12 protein-coding genes, 2 tRNA genes and 1 riboswitch are annotated in these 18,193 nt (G+C 73.4%); of the genes, 10 read left to right on the forward strand and 4 right to left on the reverse strand.

What is annotated here, in order from left to right:
- Positions 1-210 precede the first annotated feature (210 nt).
- Positions 211-1,785 carry a metallophosphoesterase family protein gene (locus tag ACWGIS_RS07360; protein ID WP_453361409.1) on the reverse strand — a complete coding sequence of 525 codons (1,575 nt, stop codon included), beginning with the start codon at positions 1,783-1,785 and terminating at the stop codon, positions 211-213.
- Positions 1,786-1,989: 204 nt separating this feature from the next.
- Between ACWGIS_RS07360 and ACWGIS_RS07365 the strand changes: the two genes are divergently transcribed.
- The 10 genes from ACWGIS_RS07365 to ACWGIS_RS07410 all read left to right on the forward strand — a co-directional run bounded on the left by ACWGIS_RS07365 (position 1,990) and on the right by ACWGIS_RS07410 (position 14,527).
- A complete protein-coding gene (locus tag ACWGIS_RS07365) occupies positions 1,990-2,340 on the forward strand; it encodes a metallopeptidase family protein (RefSeq protein ID WP_453361410.1) in 351 nt (116 codons plus the stop codon).
- 1,372 nt (positions 2,341-3,712) lie between these two features.
- Complete coding sequence (locus ACWGIS_RS07370) at positions 3,713-5,857, forward strand: DEAD/DEAH box helicase (protein WP_453361411.1); 2,145 nt, start codon at positions 3,713-3,715, stop codon at positions 5,855-5,857.
- 160 nt (positions 5,858-6,017) lie between these two features.
- Positions 6,018-7,571: an amino acid permease gene (locus ACWGIS_RS07375; RefSeq protein WP_453361412.1), complete on the forward strand. Its 1,554-nt coding sequence runs from the start codon at positions 6,018-6,020 to the stop codon at positions 7,569-7,571.
- Between the two features lie 110 nt (positions 7,572-7,681).
- Positions 7,682-7,757 (forward strand) — tRNA-Lys (locus tag ACWGIS_RS07380).
- Positions 7,758-7,852: 95 nt separating this feature from the next.
- The gene (locus tag ACWGIS_RS07385) at positions 7,853-9,007 is read left to right on the forward strand and encodes a dihydrofolate reductase family protein (protein WP_453361413.1); all 1,155 of its coding nucleotides are present in this window, start codon (positions 7,853-7,855) and stop codon (positions 9,005-9,007) included.
- Positions 9,008-9,125: 118 nt separating this feature from the next.
- Positions 9,126-10,340, forward strand: a complete 1,215-nt coding sequence (locus tag ACWGIS_RS07390) for an alginate lyase family protein (protein WP_453361414.1) — start codon at positions 9,126-9,128, stop codon at positions 10,338-10,340.
- A 93-nt stretch (positions 10,341-10,433) separates the two neighbouring features.
- Positions 10,434-10,507, forward strand: a tRNA-Met gene (locus ACWGIS_RS07395).
- A gap of 143 nt (positions 10,508-10,650) precedes the next feature.
- Positions 10,651-12,042 (forward strand): PP2C family protein-serine/threonine phosphatase, encoded by a 1,392-nt coding sequence (locus tag ACWGIS_RS07400; RefSeq protein ID WP_453361415.1) that lies wholly within the window; start codon positions 10,651-10,653, stop codon positions 12,040-12,042.
- A gap of 265 nt (positions 12,043-12,307) precedes the next feature.
- Positions 12,308-12,465, forward strand: a riboswitch (cyclic di-AMP (ydaO/yuaA leader).
- Between the two features lie 11 nt (positions 12,466-12,476).
- Positions 12,477-13,523 (forward strand): M23 family metallopeptidase, encoded by a 1,047-nt coding sequence (locus tag ACWGIS_RS07405; RefSeq protein WP_453361416.1) that lies wholly within the window; start codon positions 12,477-12,479, stop codon positions 13,521-13,523.
- Positions 13,524-13,582: 59 nt separating this feature from the next.
- The gene (locus ACWGIS_RS07410; RefSeq protein ID WP_453361417.1) at positions 13,583-14,527 is read left to right on the forward strand and encodes an aldo/keto reductase; all 945 of its coding nucleotides are present in this window, start codon (positions 13,583-13,585) and stop codon (positions 14,525-14,527) included.
- Between the two features lie 43 nt (positions 14,528-14,570).
- On the opposite strand, the gene ACWGIS_RS07415 is transcribed toward ACWGIS_RS07410, so the two are convergent.
- From ACWGIS_RS07415 to lhgO, 3 genes are all read right to left on the reverse strand, one after another.
- Positions 14,571-15,920: a PrsW family intramembrane metalloprotease gene (locus tag ACWGIS_RS07415; protein ID WP_453361418.1), complete on the reverse strand. Its 1,350-nt coding sequence runs from the start codon at positions 15,918-15,920 to the stop codon at positions 14,571-14,573.
- Between the two features lie 65 nt (positions 15,921-15,985).
- Positions 15,986-16,885, reverse strand: coding sequence for a tRNA (guanosine(46)-N7)-methyltransferase TrmB (gene trmB, locus ACWGIS_RS07420; protein ID WP_453361419.1), 900 nt, complete (start codon positions 16,883-16,885; stop codon positions 15,986-15,988).
- A 96-nt stretch (positions 16,886-16,981) separates the two neighbouring features.
- Complete coding sequence (lhgO, locus tag ACWGIS_RS07425; RefSeq protein WP_453361420.1) at positions 16,982-18,193, reverse strand: L-2-hydroxyglutarate oxidase; 1,212 nt, start codon at positions 18,191-18,193, stop codon at positions 16,982-16,984.

Raw genomic sequence — 18,193 nt, forward strand, 5'->3', positions numbered from 1 at the left:
GGTTCCGGCGGGCCGGGAGCACCGGTGGCGGCGGGGGTCCGGCGGCCGTCCCGGTGGGGGCCGGCGCCGGGACGGGGCCCGTACCGGCGGGGACCGGTGATCGTCGTCGGGGGCGGCGGGCGAGCCGTCGGGGGTGGGGTTGGGCGAGGGGCTGTGGGTTCGGGGCGGCGGGTCGGCCGGGGCGGGTCCCGGGCCGGGGGCCGGGTCCCGTCAGGGGCTGGGGCTGGGGCTGGGGCTCGGTGAGGGGCTGGAGAAGCGGGGTGCGCCGGGCTGGTTCTCCTTCGGGAGGTGGCGGCTGACCTCCGCCGTCGTCAGGCCGAGGCCGCCCAGCTCGATCTCGTCCCAGGCCTGCAGCCGGCGCGTGTCGCGGTCCAGGTAGAGGACCGACGCCTCGATGGGGTCCGGGTACTTACCCTCCACGGCCCGCAGTCCGCTGCCGCCCGTCGAACCCTCGACACGGAGCCTCGTGCCGAACGGCATGACCTCCATCTCCTCGTGGTGAACGTGCCCCGCCAGGACGAGCGGCACGTCGCCGTCCGTCTGCCGGGCCGCGTCCGGGTTGTGGGCGACGGCGATGTCGACCGGCGTGCCCGCCTTCTTCTGGTCCACCAGGGCCGACGCCAGCCGCAGCCCCGCCATCCGCTCGGCCGCGTCGCCCCCCACCCTGGCCGTGCGGTCCGGCGTGAACTGCGGGTCGCCGATGCCGGCGAAGCGCAGGCCGGCCACCGAGACCGCCCTCGCGTCGTCCAGGACGTGCACGTTCCTCATGCGCTCCAGATAGCGCTGGGTCTCGGCGGAGTCGTGGTTGCCGCGCACCCACACGTACGGGGCGCCCAGGTCCGGGATCGGGTCCAGGAAGCCGTTCTCCGCCGCCGAGCCGTGGTCCATCGTGTCGCCCGAGTCCACGATCACGTCGATGTCGTACTGCTCCACCAGCGAGGCGATGATCTTCCAGCTCGCCGGGTTGAGGTGGATGTCGGAGACGTGCAGCACCCGGATGGTGGCCGGGTCCGGTTCGTACGCCGGAAGCGTGGAGGTGACGTCGTACAGCTTCGTCACGTTCGTCACCAGACGCGCCAACTCCTTCTGGTAGACGTCGAACTCGCTGACGATGCTGCGGGCGTCGCCGACGACCGAGGGGGCCGAGGAGAGCAGTCCGGAGAACTTCGGCTCCAGGACCGACTTCGGGTTCCAGGTGGCGTACGCGGTCGCCCCGGACGAGGCCAGGAGGGCGAGTGCCAGGCCGCCGGCCGCGAGGGCCCGGCGGGGGCGGCGGTACACCGCGAGGCCCAGCGCCGTGGCACCGGAGACGACGGCGACGCAGGAGCGGACCGCCAGGTCGACGGTGCCGTGCTCGACGTCGCGCGTCACCTCGTCCTGGAGGCCGGAGAGCCGTTCCGGGTGGTCCACGAGCGCCTGGGAGCGGACCGGGTCCAGTTGGTCGACGTCCACGTCCAGGCGGATGGGGGCCTGGTGGCTGCTCAGCTCCAGGGCTCCCAGCGGAGAGATGTTGATCTTCGTGCCGCCGGTCAGGGAGGGGCGCAGCGTCATCGTGGTGTCCATCGGGCCGACCGGTACGCGCACGTTGCCGACGATCAGCAGGCCGAGCCAGGCGCCCAGCAGGACGACGGCCGTCAGGCCCAGGGCGCGGGTGTACGGGTGCGGCTGCTGGACCAGTTCGACCTCGGGGTGGCCGCGGCGGGAGCGGTGGCGCCGGAGCAGGGCGCGGGGTGCGTTGCGGATGCGGGTGCGTAGGCGGTGCTTGGTGGCTGCGGCGCTGGCCATTGGTGCCGTATGCCCAGGGGTGGGGGTGGATATGCGGGGCGCACGGCCGGGGCGTGTGGCCGGGGCGGGCGGTGGGGTGGCCGGGGCCGGGCCGAGCCGGCTGTCGTCGCTTGTGCGGGAGTGTCGGTGGGCTGCTGTCTTTTCGCGCGGGGGAGCCTCGTGCGTGGACTCTCGCGTGAGGGGCTCGTACCCGACAATGGCGGTGTGCTGGAGATGACGCGCGAGGAGTTCGAGGAACTGGTGTCCGAGGCGTTGGACCGGATTCCGCCGGAGCTGACGCGGTTGATGGACAACGTGGCGGTGTTCGTCGAGGACGAACCGCCCGCCGACGATCCCGAGCTGCTCGGGTTGTACGAGGGGACGCCGCTGACCGATCGCGGCGAGTGGTACGCCGGGGTGCTGCCGGACCGGATCACGGTCTACCGGCTGCCGACGCTGCGGATGTGCGACACGCGTGAGGACGTGGTCGCGGAGACCGAGGTGACCGTCGTCCACGAGATCGCCCATCACTTCGGGATCGACGACGCGCGGTTGCACGCGTTGGGGTACGGGTGACGGGGTGACGGGGTGACGGGGTGACGGGGTGACGGGGTGACGGTGACCGGGTGCGGGTCGCCGTTCGGGTGAGGTGACTTCGCGTCGGCCGAGGGGCGCGCGTCCGGAGCGGGTGGGTGGCCGGATGGGGGTGGGTCGCTCCCGGGGGCGCGTGTCCTCGGGCGTGCGACGGGAGTTGGGCAGACGGACTCCCGACCCGCCCTCGGAGGTGGCTGCCCGTGCGCGCCTTGTACGTACCCGTCCGTCTGGCCGCCACGGTCGTCGCCGTCGCCGCGGCTGCCGGTTGCATGAGCGTGGGCGACGGCGGGGCGGGCCCCGGGCCGTCGCACTCCTCCGGGCAGCGGGGCGGCGAGGCGCCCGACGGAGGGCCGGCGGGGTCCGGGGGCGCGGCGGGGTTCCACCGTGGGCCCGGGGGGCGGGGCGGCCCGGGTGGGCCGGACTCGGCGTCGGGGTCGGCGTCCGCCTCCGCCTCCGCGTCCGGGGGGCGGTCCGCGAAGCCCTCGGACGAGGCGACGTCGAAGGACGGCAAGGGCGGCAAGGGCGGAAAAGGCGGCAAGGGCGACGGTGGCGGCGGCAAAGGCGGGGGGCGGCCGGGGGAGCCCGGGCCCACGAAGGGTGAGCCCACGCCCACGCGGACGGTCGGGCCGACGGCCACGGAGACCGCGCAGCCGTCCGCCGATCCGACCGCGGAGCCGTCGTCGTCGGCGCATGAGCAGACCACGCAGCTGGTGCAGCGGGAGCCGGCGCCTCGGGCGGGGGCCCCGTTCTCGGACCGGGCGTCCTGAGCCGTCGTGGTCCGCGGCCGGGGGCGGTGGGTCGGGGGCACGCCGGTACATCCGCCCGTTGCATGCCGGGCGTGGCCGTCCGGTCCAGGGGTGAGCCTGAGCCTTCTGCCCGGCCTGCAACGGCCATGTGATGTACCGGCGCGCCCCCTTCCGCCGGAGGGCGACTGCGGGTTTCACGGGCCTGCTGATGGACGTGCGGGCCGCCGGGGGCCTCGCTGCGGGTGCGGGTGCGGGTGCGGGTTCGGTGGCGCGGATTCGTTGTGCGGCTCGGGTGCGGGTGGAGGGGGTTGGGGTGGGGGCGTGAGGTAGGTCACGTGGGGGAGAGGGAGGGGTGCTGAGCTGGGGTTATGTTCTGTTGGGTGGGGGTTTCGCGGGGGTGTTCGAGCGGTTGGGCGGGGGCGGTTTGCCAGGCGGGGTGGGGGGTGCGTATGGTGGTAGATCGTTTGATCCCATTTGCCCGGCGCCAACAGAGAGCGCCGCGTGGCGCGTACTCTCCCTTGCCGTGGCCGGACCGCATAGAGGCGGTCGATTGCGACTTCACGGAGTTTGGGCGCGTGCCGTAGAACTCCGGAAGGTTCGCATTTCGCATGTCTGTTTCCAGTACTGATCACGTCGTCGTGCCCGAGAACACCGACACCGAGGGCGCCGACGTCGTAGAGCTCGCGCCGGCCGCGGAGTCCGCTCCCGAGGTCACCTTCGCCACTCTGGGTCTCCCCGAGGGCGTCGTGCGCAAGCTCGCGCAGAACGGCGTGACCGCCCCCTTCCCGATCCAGGCCGCGACCATCCCGGACGCCCTGGCCGGCAAGGACATCCTCGGCCGTGGCCGCACCGGCTCCGGCAAGACCCTCTCGTTCGGTCTCCCGCTGCTCGCGACGCTGTCCGGCGGCCACACCGAGAAGAAGAAGCCCCGCGGCATCATCCTCACGCCGACCCGTGAGCTCGCGATGCAGGTCGCGGACGCGCTCCAGCCGTACGGCGACGTCCTCGGCCTGAAGATGAAGGTCGTCTGCGGCGGCACGTCGATGGGCAACCAGATCTACGCCCTGGAGCGCGGCGTCGACGTCCTCGTCGCCACCCCGGGCCGTCTGCGCGACATCATCAGCCGCGGCGCCTGCTCGCTGGAGAACGTCCAGGTCGCCGTCCTCGACGAGGCCGACCAGATGTCCGACCTGGGCTTCCTGCCCGAGGTCACCGAGCTGCTCGACCAGATCCCCGGCGGCGGCCAGCGCATGCTCTTCTCGGCCACGATGGAGAACGAGATCTCCACGCTGGTCAAGCGCTACCTGACCAACCCGGTCACGCACGAGGTCGACAGCGCCCAGGGCAACGTCACGACCATGTCGCACCACATCCTCATCGTGAAGCCCAAGGACAAGGCGCCGGTCACCGCCGCGATCGCCTCCCGCAAGGGCCGCACGATCATCTTCGTCCGCACCCAGCTGGGCGCCGACCGCATCGCCGAGCAGCTCTGCGAGTCCGGCGTGAAGGCCGACGCGCTGCACGGCGGCATGACGCAGGGTGCCCGCACCCGCGTGCTCGAGGACTTCAAGAAGGGCTACGTCAACGCCCTGGTCGCCACCGACGTCGCCGCCCGCGGCATCCACGTCGACGGCATCGACCTCGTGCTGAACGTGGACCCGGCCGGCGACCACAAGGACTACCTGCACCGCTCCGGCCGCACCGCGCGCGCCGGCCGCTCCGGCACCGTCGTCTCGCTGTCCCTGCCGCACCAGCGCCGTCAGATCTTCCGTCTGATGGAGGACGCGGGCGTCGACGCCTCGCGCCACATCATCAACTCCGGTACGGCCTTCGAGCCCGAGGTCGCCGAGATCACCGGCGCCCGCTCGATGACCGAGGTCCAGGCCGAGTCCGCCGGCAACGCGGCGCAGCAGGCCGAGCGCGAGGTCTCCCAGCTCACCAAGGAGCTGGAGCGTGCGCAGCGCCGCGCGGCCGAGCTCCGCGAGGAGGCCGACCGGCTGGTCGCCCGTGCCGCCCGCGAGCGGGGCGACGACCCGGAGGCGGCTGTCGCGGCCGCCGCCGAGCAGGCCGTGGCCGAGGCTCCCGCCGAGGCCGCCGAGCAGCCCGTCGAGCGTGAGCGTGCCTACGAGGCGCCGCGTCAGCGCCGTGACGACCGCGGCAACTACGAGCGCCGTGACGGTGGCGACCGTGGCGGTTTCCGCCGCGACGACCGCCGTGACGACCGTGGTGGCCGTTCGTTCGAGCGCCGTGACGGTGGGGACCGTGGTGGGTTCCGCCGCGACGACCGTCGTGACGACCGTGGCGGCAACGCCGGTGGCCGTTCGTTCGAGCGCCGTGACGGTGGGGACCGCGGTGGGTTCCGTCGTGACGACCGCGGTGGCAACGCCGGTGGCCGTACGTTCGAGCGCCGTGAGGGTGGCGACCGTGGTGGGTTCCGCCGCGACGACCGTCGTGACGACCGCGGTGGCAACGCCGGTGGCCGTACCTTCGAGCGCCGTGAGGGTGGCGACCGCGGTGGCTTCCGCCGCGACAACGACCGTGGCGGCCGCACCTTCGAGCGTCGCGACGAGCGCGGCGGTCACCGCGGCAGCGACCGTCCCTTCAACCGCGACCGCCAGGACAACCGCCCCTCCAGCGGGTTCCGCTCCGGCAGCCACGACCGCCCGTACGGCCGTCGTGACGACCACCGCGGCACCGGCGCCGGCTCCTTCGGCCGCCGTGACGAGAAGCCGCGCTGGAAGCGCAACGGCTGATCAGGTGACGGGCCTCGCGCCCTGACCGGAAGGGCCCGCACGACTCACGTCGTGCGGGCCCTTCCGGCTGTCCGGGCTGATCGTTTCCGGCCTGGTCACGGTCGAGTTTCGGCCTTCGTGCCGCGCATATCGGGCACCCGGTAAGGGAATCGCTGGGGGCATGACAACTCCACCCGCGTCAGGGGCGCGTGACCCCTCCGCCGCCCTCTCCGACGAGGAACGGCTCGCCCAGCTCGGCTACACCCAGGTCCTCGCCCGCCGGATGTCCGCGTTCTCGAACTACGCGGTGTCCTTCACGATCATCTCGGTCCTGTCGGGCTGTCTGACCCTGTACCTGTTCGGAATGAACACCGGCGGCCCCGCCGTGATCACCTGGGGATGGGTCGCGGTCGGACTGATGACGCTGTTCGTCGGACTGGCGATGGCGGAGATCTGTTCGGCCTATCCCACCTCCGCGGGACTGTACTTCTGGGCCCACCGGCTGGCGCCGCCCCGCACGGCCGCGGCCTGGGCGTGGTTCACCGGCTGGTTCAACGTCCTCGGGCAGCTCGCCGTGACCGCCGGCATCGACTTTGGGGCGGCCTCCTTCCTCGGCGCCTACCTGAACCTCCAGTTCGACTTCGAGGTCACCCCGGGCAGGACGGTCCTGCTCTTCGCCGGGATCCTCGTCCTGCACGGACTCCTCAACACCTTCGGGGTCCGCATCGTCGGCCTCCTCAACAGCGTCAGCGTGTGGTGGCACGTGCTCGGCGTCGCGGTCATCGTCGGCGCGCTCGCCCTCGTGCCCGACCACCATCAGTCGACGTCCTTCGTGTTCACCGAGTTCGTGAACAACACGGGCTGGGGCAGCGGGGTCTACGTCGTCCTCCTCGGCCTGCTGATGGCCCAGTACACCTTCACCGGCTACGACGCCTCGGCCCATATGACCGAGGAGACGCACGACGCCTCGACGGCCGGCCCCCGGGGCATCGTCCGCTCCATCTGGACGTCGTGGATAGCGGGCTTCGTCCTGCTCCTCGGCTTCACCTACGCCATCCAGTCGTACGACAAGGCGCTCGGCTCGGCGACGGGGGCGCCGCCCGCGCAGATCCTGCTCGACGCGCTCGGGGCGACGGCGGGCAAACTCCTGCTGCTGGTCGTCATCGGCGCCCAGCTCTTCTGCGGGATGGCCTCCGTCACCGCCAACAGCCGCATGATCTACGCCTTTTCGCGCGACGGCGCGCTGCCGTTCTCGCGGGTCTGGCACACCGTGAACCCGCGGACCAGGACCCCGGTCGCGGCGGTCTGGCTGGCGGCACTGGGCGCCCTGGTGCTCGGCCTCCCGTACCTGATCAACGTGACGGCGTACGCCGCCGTGACGTCGATCGCCGTCATCGGCCTCTACATCGCGTACGTCATCCCGACGCTGCTGCGGCTGCGCAAGGGGGAGGCGTTCGAGCGGGGGCCCTGGCACCTGGGCCGCTGGTCGCGGGCGATCGGGGTCGTCTCCGTCGCCTGGGTCGCCGTCATCACCGTCCTCTTCATGCTCCCGCAGGTCTCGCCGGTCACCTGGGAGACCTTCAACTACGCCCCGGTCGCGGTCCTCGTCGTCCTCGGCTTCGCCGCGACCTGGTGGCTGGTCTCGGCCCGCCACTGGTTCCTCAACCCCGCCCACGAACGCACCATCGCCCGCGAGGCCGCCCGCGCGGGCGCACCCGAACCGGTCGATCCCTGACCCTTCCCGCCCACTTCAGACCGCTCGGCGCGGCCGGGTCACCGATACCCGATCGGAGTCCCGGCCGCGTCCGGCTATGCTCGGGGATGCATCGGCGCGAGCCGTTGCGTGGACCCTTAGCTCAATTGGCAGAGCAGTGGACTTTTAATCCATTGGTTGTGGGTTCGAGTCCCACAGGGTCTACCACGCACAGCGCCTCACGCGGCTCCGGCCGGGTGGGGCGCTGTTGTCGTTGACCCGAACCACCACGAGCCGAGCGCTCGGAGCCGGAGAGTGCGCCCATGCCCCACCCCCACGTCCTGCTGTCCGCCGCCGTCTCCCTGGACGGCTTCCTGGACGACACCGGGCCCGACCGGCTGCTGCTCTCGGGGCCGGCCGACTTCGACCGGGTCGACGAGGTACGGGCGTCCAGCGACGCGATCCTCATCGGCGCGGGCACCATCCGCGCCGACAACCCCCGGCTGCTGGTGAACTCGGCCGAGCGGCGGCGGGCGCGGCTCGACGCCGGGCGGCCGGAGTACCCCCTCAAGGTCACCGTCAGCGGGTCCGGCGACTTGGACCCGGCGGCACAGTTCTGGCACACCGGCGGCGACAAGGCCGTCTACACGACCGACACGGGGGCCGCCCGGGCCGCCGCCGCCCTGCACGGCCTCGGCGTCGAGATCGTCGCGGCGGGCCCCGCACTGGACTGGCGGGTCGTCCTGGAGCACCTGCACGACGTCCGGGGTGTCCGGCGGCTCATGGTGGAGGGCGGCGGCCGGGTGCACACCCAGCTGCTGCGCCAAGGACTCGCCGACGAACTGCAGTTGGTCGTCGCCCCGCTCCTCGTGGGCGCACCGGACGCGCCCCGGATGTTCGGCCCCGGCCCCTACCCGGCGGGGCGGATGAGCCTGCTGGAGACGCGGCCCGTCGGGGACGTCGTCCTCATGCGCTACGCCCCCACCGCTCCCGGCACCGGCCCGCTCGCCACCGCCGCCGACCGGCGCTGGCTGGCGCTGGCCTGCGAACTGGCCGCCCAGTGCCCGCCCTCGGACACCGCCTTCAGCGTCGGCGCGGTGATCGTGGCGGCGGACGGCACGGAGATCTCCCGCGGGTACTCGCGCCGCAGCGATCCGGTGGAGCACGCCGAGGAGGCCGCGCTCGCCCTGACCGACCCGGCGGACCCGCGCCTGGCCGGCGCCACCGTCTACAGCAGCCTGGAGCCCTGCGCCCGCCGCGCGTCCCGGCCCGCGCCCTGCGCCCGGCTGATCCTGGACGCCGGGGTGCGGCGCGTGGTCACCGCCTGGCGGGAGCCGGACACGTTCGTCGCGGGTGCCGACGGCAGCGGGGTCCTGGCGGCGGGCGGCGCCGACGTCGTCGTCCTGCCGGAGTACGAGGAGGAGGCCGAGGCGCCCAACCGGCACCTGCTGCCGCCCGCCGGAACCGCCCGGGCGTGACCGCGGCCCGCTCGCGGTGACCGGGGGCGCCTGCCGGACGGGCTAAGCCGTCCTGCGGGCGGGCCGCCGACGGGTCAGGCTGCGAGGAGGCGATGCGGCGGACCCGGAGGTCGAGGCGATGCGTTCAGTGGGGCGGCGGTGGACGGCGGTGCTGCTCGCACCGCTGCTGGTGGGCTTGCTGGCGTCCTGCGGGACGTCCTCGCACGCGCGCTCGGCGGTGCGGGCACGCCCCGAGGACGGCGCGTTCGAGCACCCCGGAGTGCTGGTCAGCAGGGAGCAGCTGGACAGCGTGCGGCGGCATGTGGACCAGGGCGAGCAGCCGTGGGTGAGCGCCTTCCTTGGCATGCGGGACAGCCGGTACGGGTCGTACAAGTGGCGGGCCAGGCCGTACCCGACCGTGGCGTGCCCGCCCGACACCCGGGCCGGGCGCGGCTGCGTCGAGGAGCGCGAGGACGCCATCGCGGCGTACACCCAGGCCCTGCTGTGGAGTGTCACCGGCCGGCCCGAGCACGCGGCCAAGGCGATCGAGATCATGGACGCCTGGTCGGGCCGGGTGCGGCGGCACACCGAGGCCAACGCCGGGCTCCAGACCGCCTGGGCGGGGTCCACCTGGGCCCGCGCCGGGGAGATCGTTCGGCACACCGGGGCCCATTGGCCGGCGGCGGGCGTCGAGCGGTTCCGGCGCATGCTGCGGACCGTGTATCTGCCCGAAGTCACCCAGGAGGTCCCCGACTTCAACGGCAACTGGGACCTCGTCATGACCGACGCCGCCATCGGGATCGCCGTCTTCCTCGACGACCACCGGGCCTTCGACGCCGCGCTCCGGCGGTTCCGGCAGCGCGTCCCCGCCTACTTCTACCTGCACCGGGACGGCCGACTGCCGATGGCCCCGGCCGGCGGCACGGTGAACACCCCGCAGAAGATGACGACGTACTGGTTCGGTCAGAAGCGGTACACGGACGGGGTCGCGCAGGAGACCTGCCGCAACTTCAAGCACGTGGGGTACGCGCTCGCCGCCACCGCCCACATCGCCGAGACCGCCTGGCACCAGGGCGTCGACCTGTACCGCGAGGTCGAGGACCGGCTGCGGGCCGCGCTCTCCTTCCACGCCCGCTACCAGCTGGGCGAGACCGCGCCCCGCTGGCTGTGCGGCGGCAGGGTCGACCGCGACATGGGGCCCGACATGGAGGTCGCGCTCAACCACCTGGAGGGCCGCCTCGACGTCCGCGTCCCGGCCGCCCGCAGGCTCGTCGAGCGGACCCGGCCCGCCGGAACGGACGACCTGTTCGTGTCGTGGGAGACCCTGACCCACGCCGGCAACCCGGCCGCCTGATCCCCGGCAGCGGCCGAAATCCCAGGTCGCGGGGGTGGCCGGGACCGGGTGTGCGCCCGCGCCCCCGCCGATGGCGTACACTGGTCTCAACGACGCGGGGTGGAGCAGCTCGGTAGCTCGCTGGGCTCATAACCCAGAGGTCGCAGGTTCAAATCCTGTCCCCGCTACTGAAGGCCCAGGGCCGGAACTCGGATCATCGAGTTCCGGCCCTGAGTCGTTTCCCGGTCCGGGCCCGGTGGCGCTCCCGCCGGTGTCATCCGGTCGGTCCACACCGGTCGCCGCCCGTCCCCGCCGCGGGAAACCTGGACGGGTGGGGCAGCGAGGTGGCGCGCGAGGGCCGGAGGCCGGCGGGGCCGGCGGCCGGTTCCCCGACGCCGACCACCGGTCCGCGCCGGACCCCGGCGGCCCCGTGCCTGACGGCGGCCCCGTGCCCGACGGCGGCCCCGTGCCCGACGGCGACCCCGTGCCCGACGGCGGCCCCCTGCCCGGCGCCGCCACCCTGGACGGCGGCCCGGACCGGCGGCCCCTCCCCGAACGGCGCGAGCGGGCCGGGGGACGGCTGCCCGGCGATCCGGTGCCCGACCCGGGACTGGGCGACCCGTCACCGCCCGGCCCCGGGGAGCCCGTTGCCCGCCGGATCTCGTACGCGCGCGCCGCCGTCCGCGTACTGCCCGCGCTGCTGATCACCGCCGGGATCCTCTACGACTACCTCACCCCGTCGCAGTTCACGGCGGCCCCCTTCTTCACCGCCGCGCCCCTGGTCGCCGCTCCGCTGTTCTCGCTGCGCGGCACGGTCCTCACCGGCCTCGCCGCGGTCGCCGCCGTCCTCGCCGTGCACATCGACCTCGGGATCGTCGCGCACGTGGACGCGGTCACCGAGCTGGTCACCGTGGCGACCGTCACCGTCCTGGCCGTGCTCATCAACATGCTCGTCCGCCGCACCGACCGGCGGCTCGCCTCCGCCCGGGAGATCGCCGAGGCCGCCCAGCGCGCCGTGGTGCCGCGGCCGGAGGAGCAGATCGGCGGGCTGCGGGTGGCGGCGCGCTACGAGGCGGCGCAGGCCGACGCGTTCATCGGCGGCGACCTGTACGCGGTGCAGGACTCCCCGTACGGGGTGCGGCTGGTCGTCGGGGACGTGCGGGGCAAGGGGATGGGCGCGGTGACGGCGGTCGCGGTCGTCATCGGGGCGTTCCGTGAGGCGGCCGAGCACGAGTCGACGCTGGAGGCGGTCGCCCAGCGTCTGGAGCGGGCGCTGGCGCGCGAGGGCACGCGGCGCGACGGGCTGGACGCCTTCGAGGGGTTCACCACGGCCGTCCTCGCGGAGATCCCGCACGGGGACGGCCTCGTGCGCGTCGTGAACCGCGGCCATCCCCCGCCGCTGCTCCTGCACGCGGACGGCACGCTGCGCACGCTCCAGGCGCTGGAGTCCGCGCTGCCCCTCGGGATGGGCGAACTGGGCACCTGGCCCGACCGCGCCGCCGTGGTGCCGTTCCCGGGCGGGGCCACGCTGCTCTGCTACACCGACGGGCTGTCGGAGGCGCGCGACCCGGAGGGCCGGTTCTACGATCCGGCGGCCCGTCTCGCCGGACGGGCCTTCCGCGACCCGGAGGCGCTGCTCGACACGCTCATCGAGGACGTGCACCGGCACACGGGCGACGGGACGACGGACGATCTGGCGCTGCTGGCCGTACGGCGGCCATGAGCCACCGACGCGTCTTCGCGCGCCCTCGCGCGGCGCGGTCACCGCCGGTGATCGGACAACGCCACTCTGCATAACAACTGACGAACCGTCAGCGAAAAAGAGGTTTAGCTCGCAGGGTCAACTCGCCCGGTTTTCACCGCCCGTGACCCGTAAGTCCGTGGCGAAGACGTTAATGATCAGTCGGAACAGCTTGGAATACGGGACCCGAGTCTATTAACGTTCGATAACGCAGCGCGGTCGTCCCAGCCGTCACAAGAGATGGCTCCGTGCGCACGCGCCGAACTCCGCAAGGGAACCGGGGAACCACCAACTTGGGGTGAATCGAGCGTCTTCCGCGGTGCAGTGCGCCCTGGTTGACGCGCGTAGGAGACCTTCCTGCTCCGAACCCGTCAGCTAACCCGGTAGGCGAGAAGGAAGGAAAGGAGCGCGCCCACGTGGCGTCCAACCGGCCTGCCCAGTCAACCTCGTTCGCGCCGAGTGACCAGCAGAGCAACACCTTCGGCTACGGCCGCGGCACCGACGAGGGCCCCTGGGAGGAGTGGAATCCCACCGAGGATTCCGTCCGTCCCGTCCGTGGCCGGCACCGCGTCTCCAAGCAGCGCGGCGGAGGACTCGCCCGCAGCTCCACCGTCCTCGGCGTCGGCGTCATCGCCGCCGTCGGCGCGGGCGGCATGGCCACCGCGCAGAGCGGCAAGCCGCCGGTCTCCATCTCGATGCCCGACCTGTCGTCGGTCGCCGATTCGGCCAAGAGCCTGATATCGGACGACGCCGACTCCGGCGCGCCGGAGGGCTCCGCCACCCCGCTGACCAGTGCGGGACTGACCACCTCGGACGCCGCGCAGGGCGCCGACGCGGGCGAGGCCCTGCGCGCCCGCATCATGCAGCAGGCCGAGTCGCAGCAGGACCAGGTCGACCTCAAGGCCGCCGAGGCGGCGCAGGCGGCCGCGGTCAAGAAGGCCGCCGAGGAAGCAGCCAAGACCCAGGACGAGGCCGAGGCCAAGGCCGCCGCCGCCAAGAAGAAGGCGGAGCAGGAGGCCAAGGAGAAGGCCGAGGCGGAGCGCCTCGCCGAACTCGCCAAGAGCTACGCACTGCCGACCTCGTCGTACACGCTCACGTCGCGCTTCATGGACTCGGGCTCCATGTGGTCCTCCGGCTACCACACCGGCCTCGACTTCGCGGCGCCCACCGGCACGCTGATCAAGGCCGTGCACACCGGCACCATCACCGAGGCGGGCTGGGCCGGTTCGTACGGCTACCGCACCATCCTCACCCTGGAGGACGGCACCGAGGTCTGGCTGTGCCACCAGTCGTCCATCAGCGTCAGCGTGGGCCAGAAGGTCGCCACCGGTGACGTCATCGGACGGGTGGGCGCGACGGGCAACGTGACCGGGCCGCACCTGCACATGGAGGTCCACCCGGGCGGCGCCGCCACCGGCATCGACCCGATGGCCTGGCTGCAGAGCAAGGGCCTCAACCCGTAGGTCCCCGTCCGGCCGGGCGCGCGGAATAGGCGGCACCGCCCGCGGTGTTGGGGTCGTCCATGACTTCCCTCCGCAAGCTCGGCCCGTCGGACCTAGAGGTCTTCCCGCTCGCCCTCGGCGGCAACGTCTTCGGCTGGACCGCCGACGAGGCGCAGTCCTTCGCCGTTCTGGACGCCTACGCGGCGGCCGGCGGCAACTTCGTGGACACCGCGGACACCTACTCCTCGTGGGCGCCCGGCAACCAGGGCGGCGAGTCGGAGACCGTCATCGGCAGGTGGTTCGCCGCGCGCGGCAACCGCTCCGACGTCGTTCTCGCGACCAAGGCCGGCGCCCATCCGGCGTACAAGGGGCTGGCGCCCGACACCCTCAGGGCCGCCGCCGACGCCTCGCTGCGCCGGCTGGGCACCGACTACATCGACCTCTACTACACGCACTACGACGACCCCTCGGTCCCCGTCGAGGACATCATCGGCACGCTCGACGAGCTGGTGCGGGCCGGCAAGGTGCGCGCCGTCGGTGCCTCCAACATCTCGCCCGAGCGGCTCCAGGAGTCGCTGGAGTTCTCCGACCGCGAGGGCCTGGTCCGCTACATCGCCCTCCAGCCCCACTACAACCTCGTCTCGCGGCGGACCTACGAGGGCCCGCTGGAGGAGATCGCCTCCCGCTCCGGCCTCGCCGCCGTCCCGTACTACGCCCTGGCCTCCGGCTTCCTCACCGGCAAGTACCGCCCGGGTACGACGGTCGACTCGGCGCGGGCCGCCGGCGCGGGCAAGCACCTGGAGACCGAGCGCGGGAAGCGGGTGCTGGCCGCGCTCGACGAGATCGCCGGGTCCCGGGGCGTCCCGCACGCCACGGTCGCCCTGGCCTGGCTCGCCGGCCGGCCGACGGTGGCGGCGCCGCTCGCCTCCGCGCGGACGGTCGAGCAGCTCCCGGCGCTCCTCGGCCTGGCCGACCTGACCCTGACGGACGCGGAGGTCGCCAGGCTGACGCAGGCGTCCGCCTAGGCCGTACCCCGCTGCGGGCCCGCCGGCTCCGCTCCCGGTCTCGCTACGAGCGGTACGGGTTGTACGAGGGGTAGGGGTCGTGTCCGGGGTGGGGCGCCGGGTACGACGCCGCGGGGCCGGCGTACGGGTGGACGGGCGGCGGCGCGTACAGCGGCGGCCAGGGCGGTACGACCGCGGGTGCCGACGCCCGGGCCGCGTACGCGAGGGAGGGCCGGGCGACCTCCCGGCGCCGCCACAGCTCGTGCAGCAGCTCCCTCTCCCGTACGACGAAGTCGGCGCCCGCGCGGCCACGGCGCCCGCGGTGCCGCAGGAACGCCAGCGAGGTCGCGTAGGCCTCGTACTGGGCGACCGAGCGGGCGGCGGCCTTGCCGAAGTGGTGGGCGGCGTAGTCGCGGGCCAGCCGACGGGCCCGCATGGACCCCAGGACGAACGGCTCGGGCGCCGTCAGCCAGCCCGCGACGGCGTAGGCGGGCAGTTCCGCGCGGACCGTGCGCAGTTCCCGCTGGCGGGTCCGGATCACCAGCCAGGTGAGCAGGCCGAACGCGGGGACCATGAAGGCCGCGTAGACCGCGAAGAAGCCGTACTCGCCGAAGGACGACGAGCCGTTCCACATGGCGTGCATGCCCATGGCCAGGATCAGTCCGGACAGCGGCAGCAGCACCCGGCGCAGCCGCCGGCGCTCCGCGGAGAGCGCGGCGACGCCGAAGCCGATGCCGGTGAGGACGGTGAACAGCGGGTGCGCGAACGGGGACATCACCACGCGCACGAAGAAGGTCGCCGCGGTCACGGAGGCCAGGCCCCGGTCGCCGTTGAGCTGGTCGGTGCCGAAGGCGTTGCCGAGGTAGAGGATGTTCTCGGTGAAGGCGAAGCCGGTGGCGGTCACCCCGGCTATGACGACGCCGTCGACGATCCCGGTGAAGTCCCGTCTGCGGAAGAGGAACACCAGCAGCACGGCGGCGGCCTTCGCGGATTCCTCCACGACGGGCGCTATGACGGTGGCGCCGAGGGTGTCGGCGCCGGCCGGGTCCGCGGTCGCGGTCGCTATCCACCGGGTCGCGAAACTGTTGGCGACGATCGCTATCAGCGCCGCCGCGCAGGCGCCCCAGGCGAAGGCGAAGAGCAGGTTCCGCCAGGGGCCCGGTTCGACGCGGTCCAGCCAGCGGAACGCGGCCAGCAGGAGCGGGACGGGCAGCACGGCGAGCCCGAGGCCCACCAGGAAGCCCTGGGTGCCGGTCTGCCGGCGGACCAGCGCCAGGATGACGAGCCCGGACAGCGCGAGCAGGGTGATCAGGGCGCCGTAACGCACCCATCTGTGCTGCCACCAGTGCGCATGCCGCAGCGCACCGTCGGCCGAGCCGGTGGGGTACGTCGGGTACGGAGGAAAGGTGGCCACGGCATCGACCCTAACGAGGGAGGGGCGCTGTCCGCGACGGCACCCGGGTGGGGCCGTGCGGTGCGTCAGTCGCCGGTGGGGGGTTGCTCGGCTTGTTCTTCTCGGCGTTCGTCCCGGTTCCCGGACCGGTGTCCGGGCGGGCCGTCCTGCCGGTGTCCGGCCCGCTTCTCCGCGCGGCGGAACAGCAGGTCGTGCACCACATGGCCCTTGTCCAGTCCCTGGCCCTCGAAACGGGTCAGCGGACGGAAGCCGGGGCGTGGCGCGTAACCGCCGTCCGGCTGGGTGTTCTCGAAGTCCGGGTGCGCGGTCAGCACGTCGAGCATCTGCTCGGCGTACGGTTCCCAGTCGGTCGCGCAGTGCAGGACGGCGCCCGGCTTCAGGCGGGTCGCGGCGAGGGTCAGGAACTCCGGCTGGATGATGCGGCGCTTGTGGTGGCGCTTCTTCGGCCACGGGTCCGGGAAGTAGACGCGCAGTCCGCCGAGGGTGTCCGGCGCGAGCATCTCGCGGAGCAGGATGATGGCGTCGCCGTTGCCCACCCGGATGTTGGACAGCCCGTTGCGGTCGGCGAGGTTCAGCAGATTGCCCTGTCCCGGCGTGTGCACGTCGACAGCGAGGATGCCGGTGCCGGGGTCCGCGGCGGCCATCAGGGCGGTGGCCTCGCCCATCCCGAAGCCGATCTCCAGGACGACGGGACCGTCGGTGCCGAACAGCTCCGCGAGGTCCAGGGGGCGCCCGTCGATGTCCAGTCCCCACTTGGGCCACAGCCGCCGCAGCGCGTCCGCCTGTCCGGCCGTCACCCGGCTGCGCCGCGGCTGGAAGCTCCGGATCCGGCGCTCGAAGTGCGAACCGGCGGGATCGGGCTTCGGTCCGTCGGGGAAGCGGGGCTCGCCCTTGGCTCGGGACGGGCGCGGCGAGCCCTCGGCGGCGGGCCGGGGCTCTTCGGGGGCGTTGAGGGAATCAGACACAGTGAGTCGATTTTACGGCGGACGGCTCCCCACGCCTCCCGCCCCGGCATGCGGGGCCGCCCCCGGGCGGGCTCGGGCGGTGGGTGTTCAACGCTGTCAGGGCTGGGTCAGGGCCTTGAGGGCTCTGCGGGCGATCTCGCGGCCGATCGGGAGGGAGGCCGTGGCCGCGGGCGACGGTGCGTTCAGCACGTGGACCGTCCGGGGGCGCTCCTGGATCAGGAAGTCGTCCACCAGCGTCCCGTCCCGCAGGACCGCCTGGGCGCGGACGCCCGCCGGGGCCGGTATCAGGTCGTCCGGGGTGACCGCCGGCAGCAGCCGCCGGACGGCCTCGGTGAACGCCGTCCTGGACACCGAGCGGCGCAGCTCCCCGGCCCCGTACCGCCAGTGCCGGCGGCCGATCCGCCAGGAGCCCGGCCAGGCCAGCGTCGCCGCCAGCTCGCGCGGGTGGACGGTGCCCCAGCCGTACCCCTCGCGGGCCAGCGCGGGCACCGCGTTCGGGCCGATGTGCACGCTCGCGTCGATGCCCCGGGTCAGGTGCACCCCGAGGAAGGGGAACGCCGGGTCCGGCACCGGATACACCAGTCCCCGCACCAGCTCGGGGCGCGCCAGCGTGAAGTACTCGCCGCGGAACGGGACGATCCGCATGCCCGGGTCGTCCCCGGCGAGGCGGGCGATCTCGTCGCAGTGCAGCCCCGCGCAGTTGACCAGCACGCGCGCGCGGACGATCCGGCCGTCGGCCGTCCGGACGGCGACGCCCAGCTCGGGACGCCGGTCGACGCGCACGACCCGCGCGCCGTAGTGGATCTCGGCACCGGAGGACTCCGCGAGCCGGCGGGCCACGGCGACGTAGTCGCAGATCCCCGTCGTCCCGACGTGTATGGCGGCCAGTCCGCGGACCTCGGGCTCGTACTCCTCGATCTGGGCGGCGCCCAGCTCGCGGACCGCGATGCCGTTCTCCCGGCCGCGCTGTACGAGGGCGTGCAGACGGGGCAGCTCGGCCTTGTCGGTGGCGACGATCAGCTTGCCGGTGACGCGGTGCGGGATGCCGTACTCGGCGCAGAACTTCGTCATCTCGGCGGCGCCCCGGACCGCGTAGCGCGCCTTCATGGAGCCGGGGCGGTAGTACACCCCGCTGTGGATGACGCCGCTGTTGCGGCCCGTCTGGTGGCGGGCCGGGCCCTGCTCCTTCTCCAGCACCGTCACGCGCGTGCCCGGAGCGGCGCGCGAGATCGCGTACGCCGCCGACAGGCCGACGATCCCGCCGCCCGTCACCAGCACGTCGCAGTCGTATGCAACCCGTTGCCGCAC

The sequence above is a fragment of the Streptomyces sp. NPDC054842 genome, from assembly GCF_053611025.1.

Coding starts and splice junctions, on each gene's coding strand:
- ACWGIS_RS07370 (WP_453361411.1), top strand. CDS start 3,713: ATGTCTGTTTCCAGTACTGATCACGTCGTCGTGCCCGAGAACACCGAC.
- ACWGIS_RS07390 (WP_453361414.1), top strand. CDS start 9,126: ATGCGTTCAGTGGGGCGGCGGTGGACGGCGGTGCTGCTCGCACCGCTG.
- ACWGIS_RS07375 (WP_453361412.1), top strand. CDS start 6,018: ATGACAACTCCACCCGCGTCAGGGGCGCGTGACCCCTCCGCCGCCCTC.
- ACWGIS_RS07410 (WP_453361417.1), top strand. CDS start 13,583: ATGACTTCCCTCCGCAAGCTCGGCCCGTCGGACCTAGAGGTCTTCCCG.
- ACWGIS_RS07360 (WP_453361409.1), bottom strand. CDS start 1,785: ATGGCCAGCGCCGCAGCCACCAAGCACCGCCTACGCACCCGCATCCGC.
- ACWGIS_RS07385 (WP_453361413.1), top strand. CDS start 7,853: ATGCCCCACCCCCACGTCCTGCTGTCCGCCGCCGTCTCCCTGGACGGC.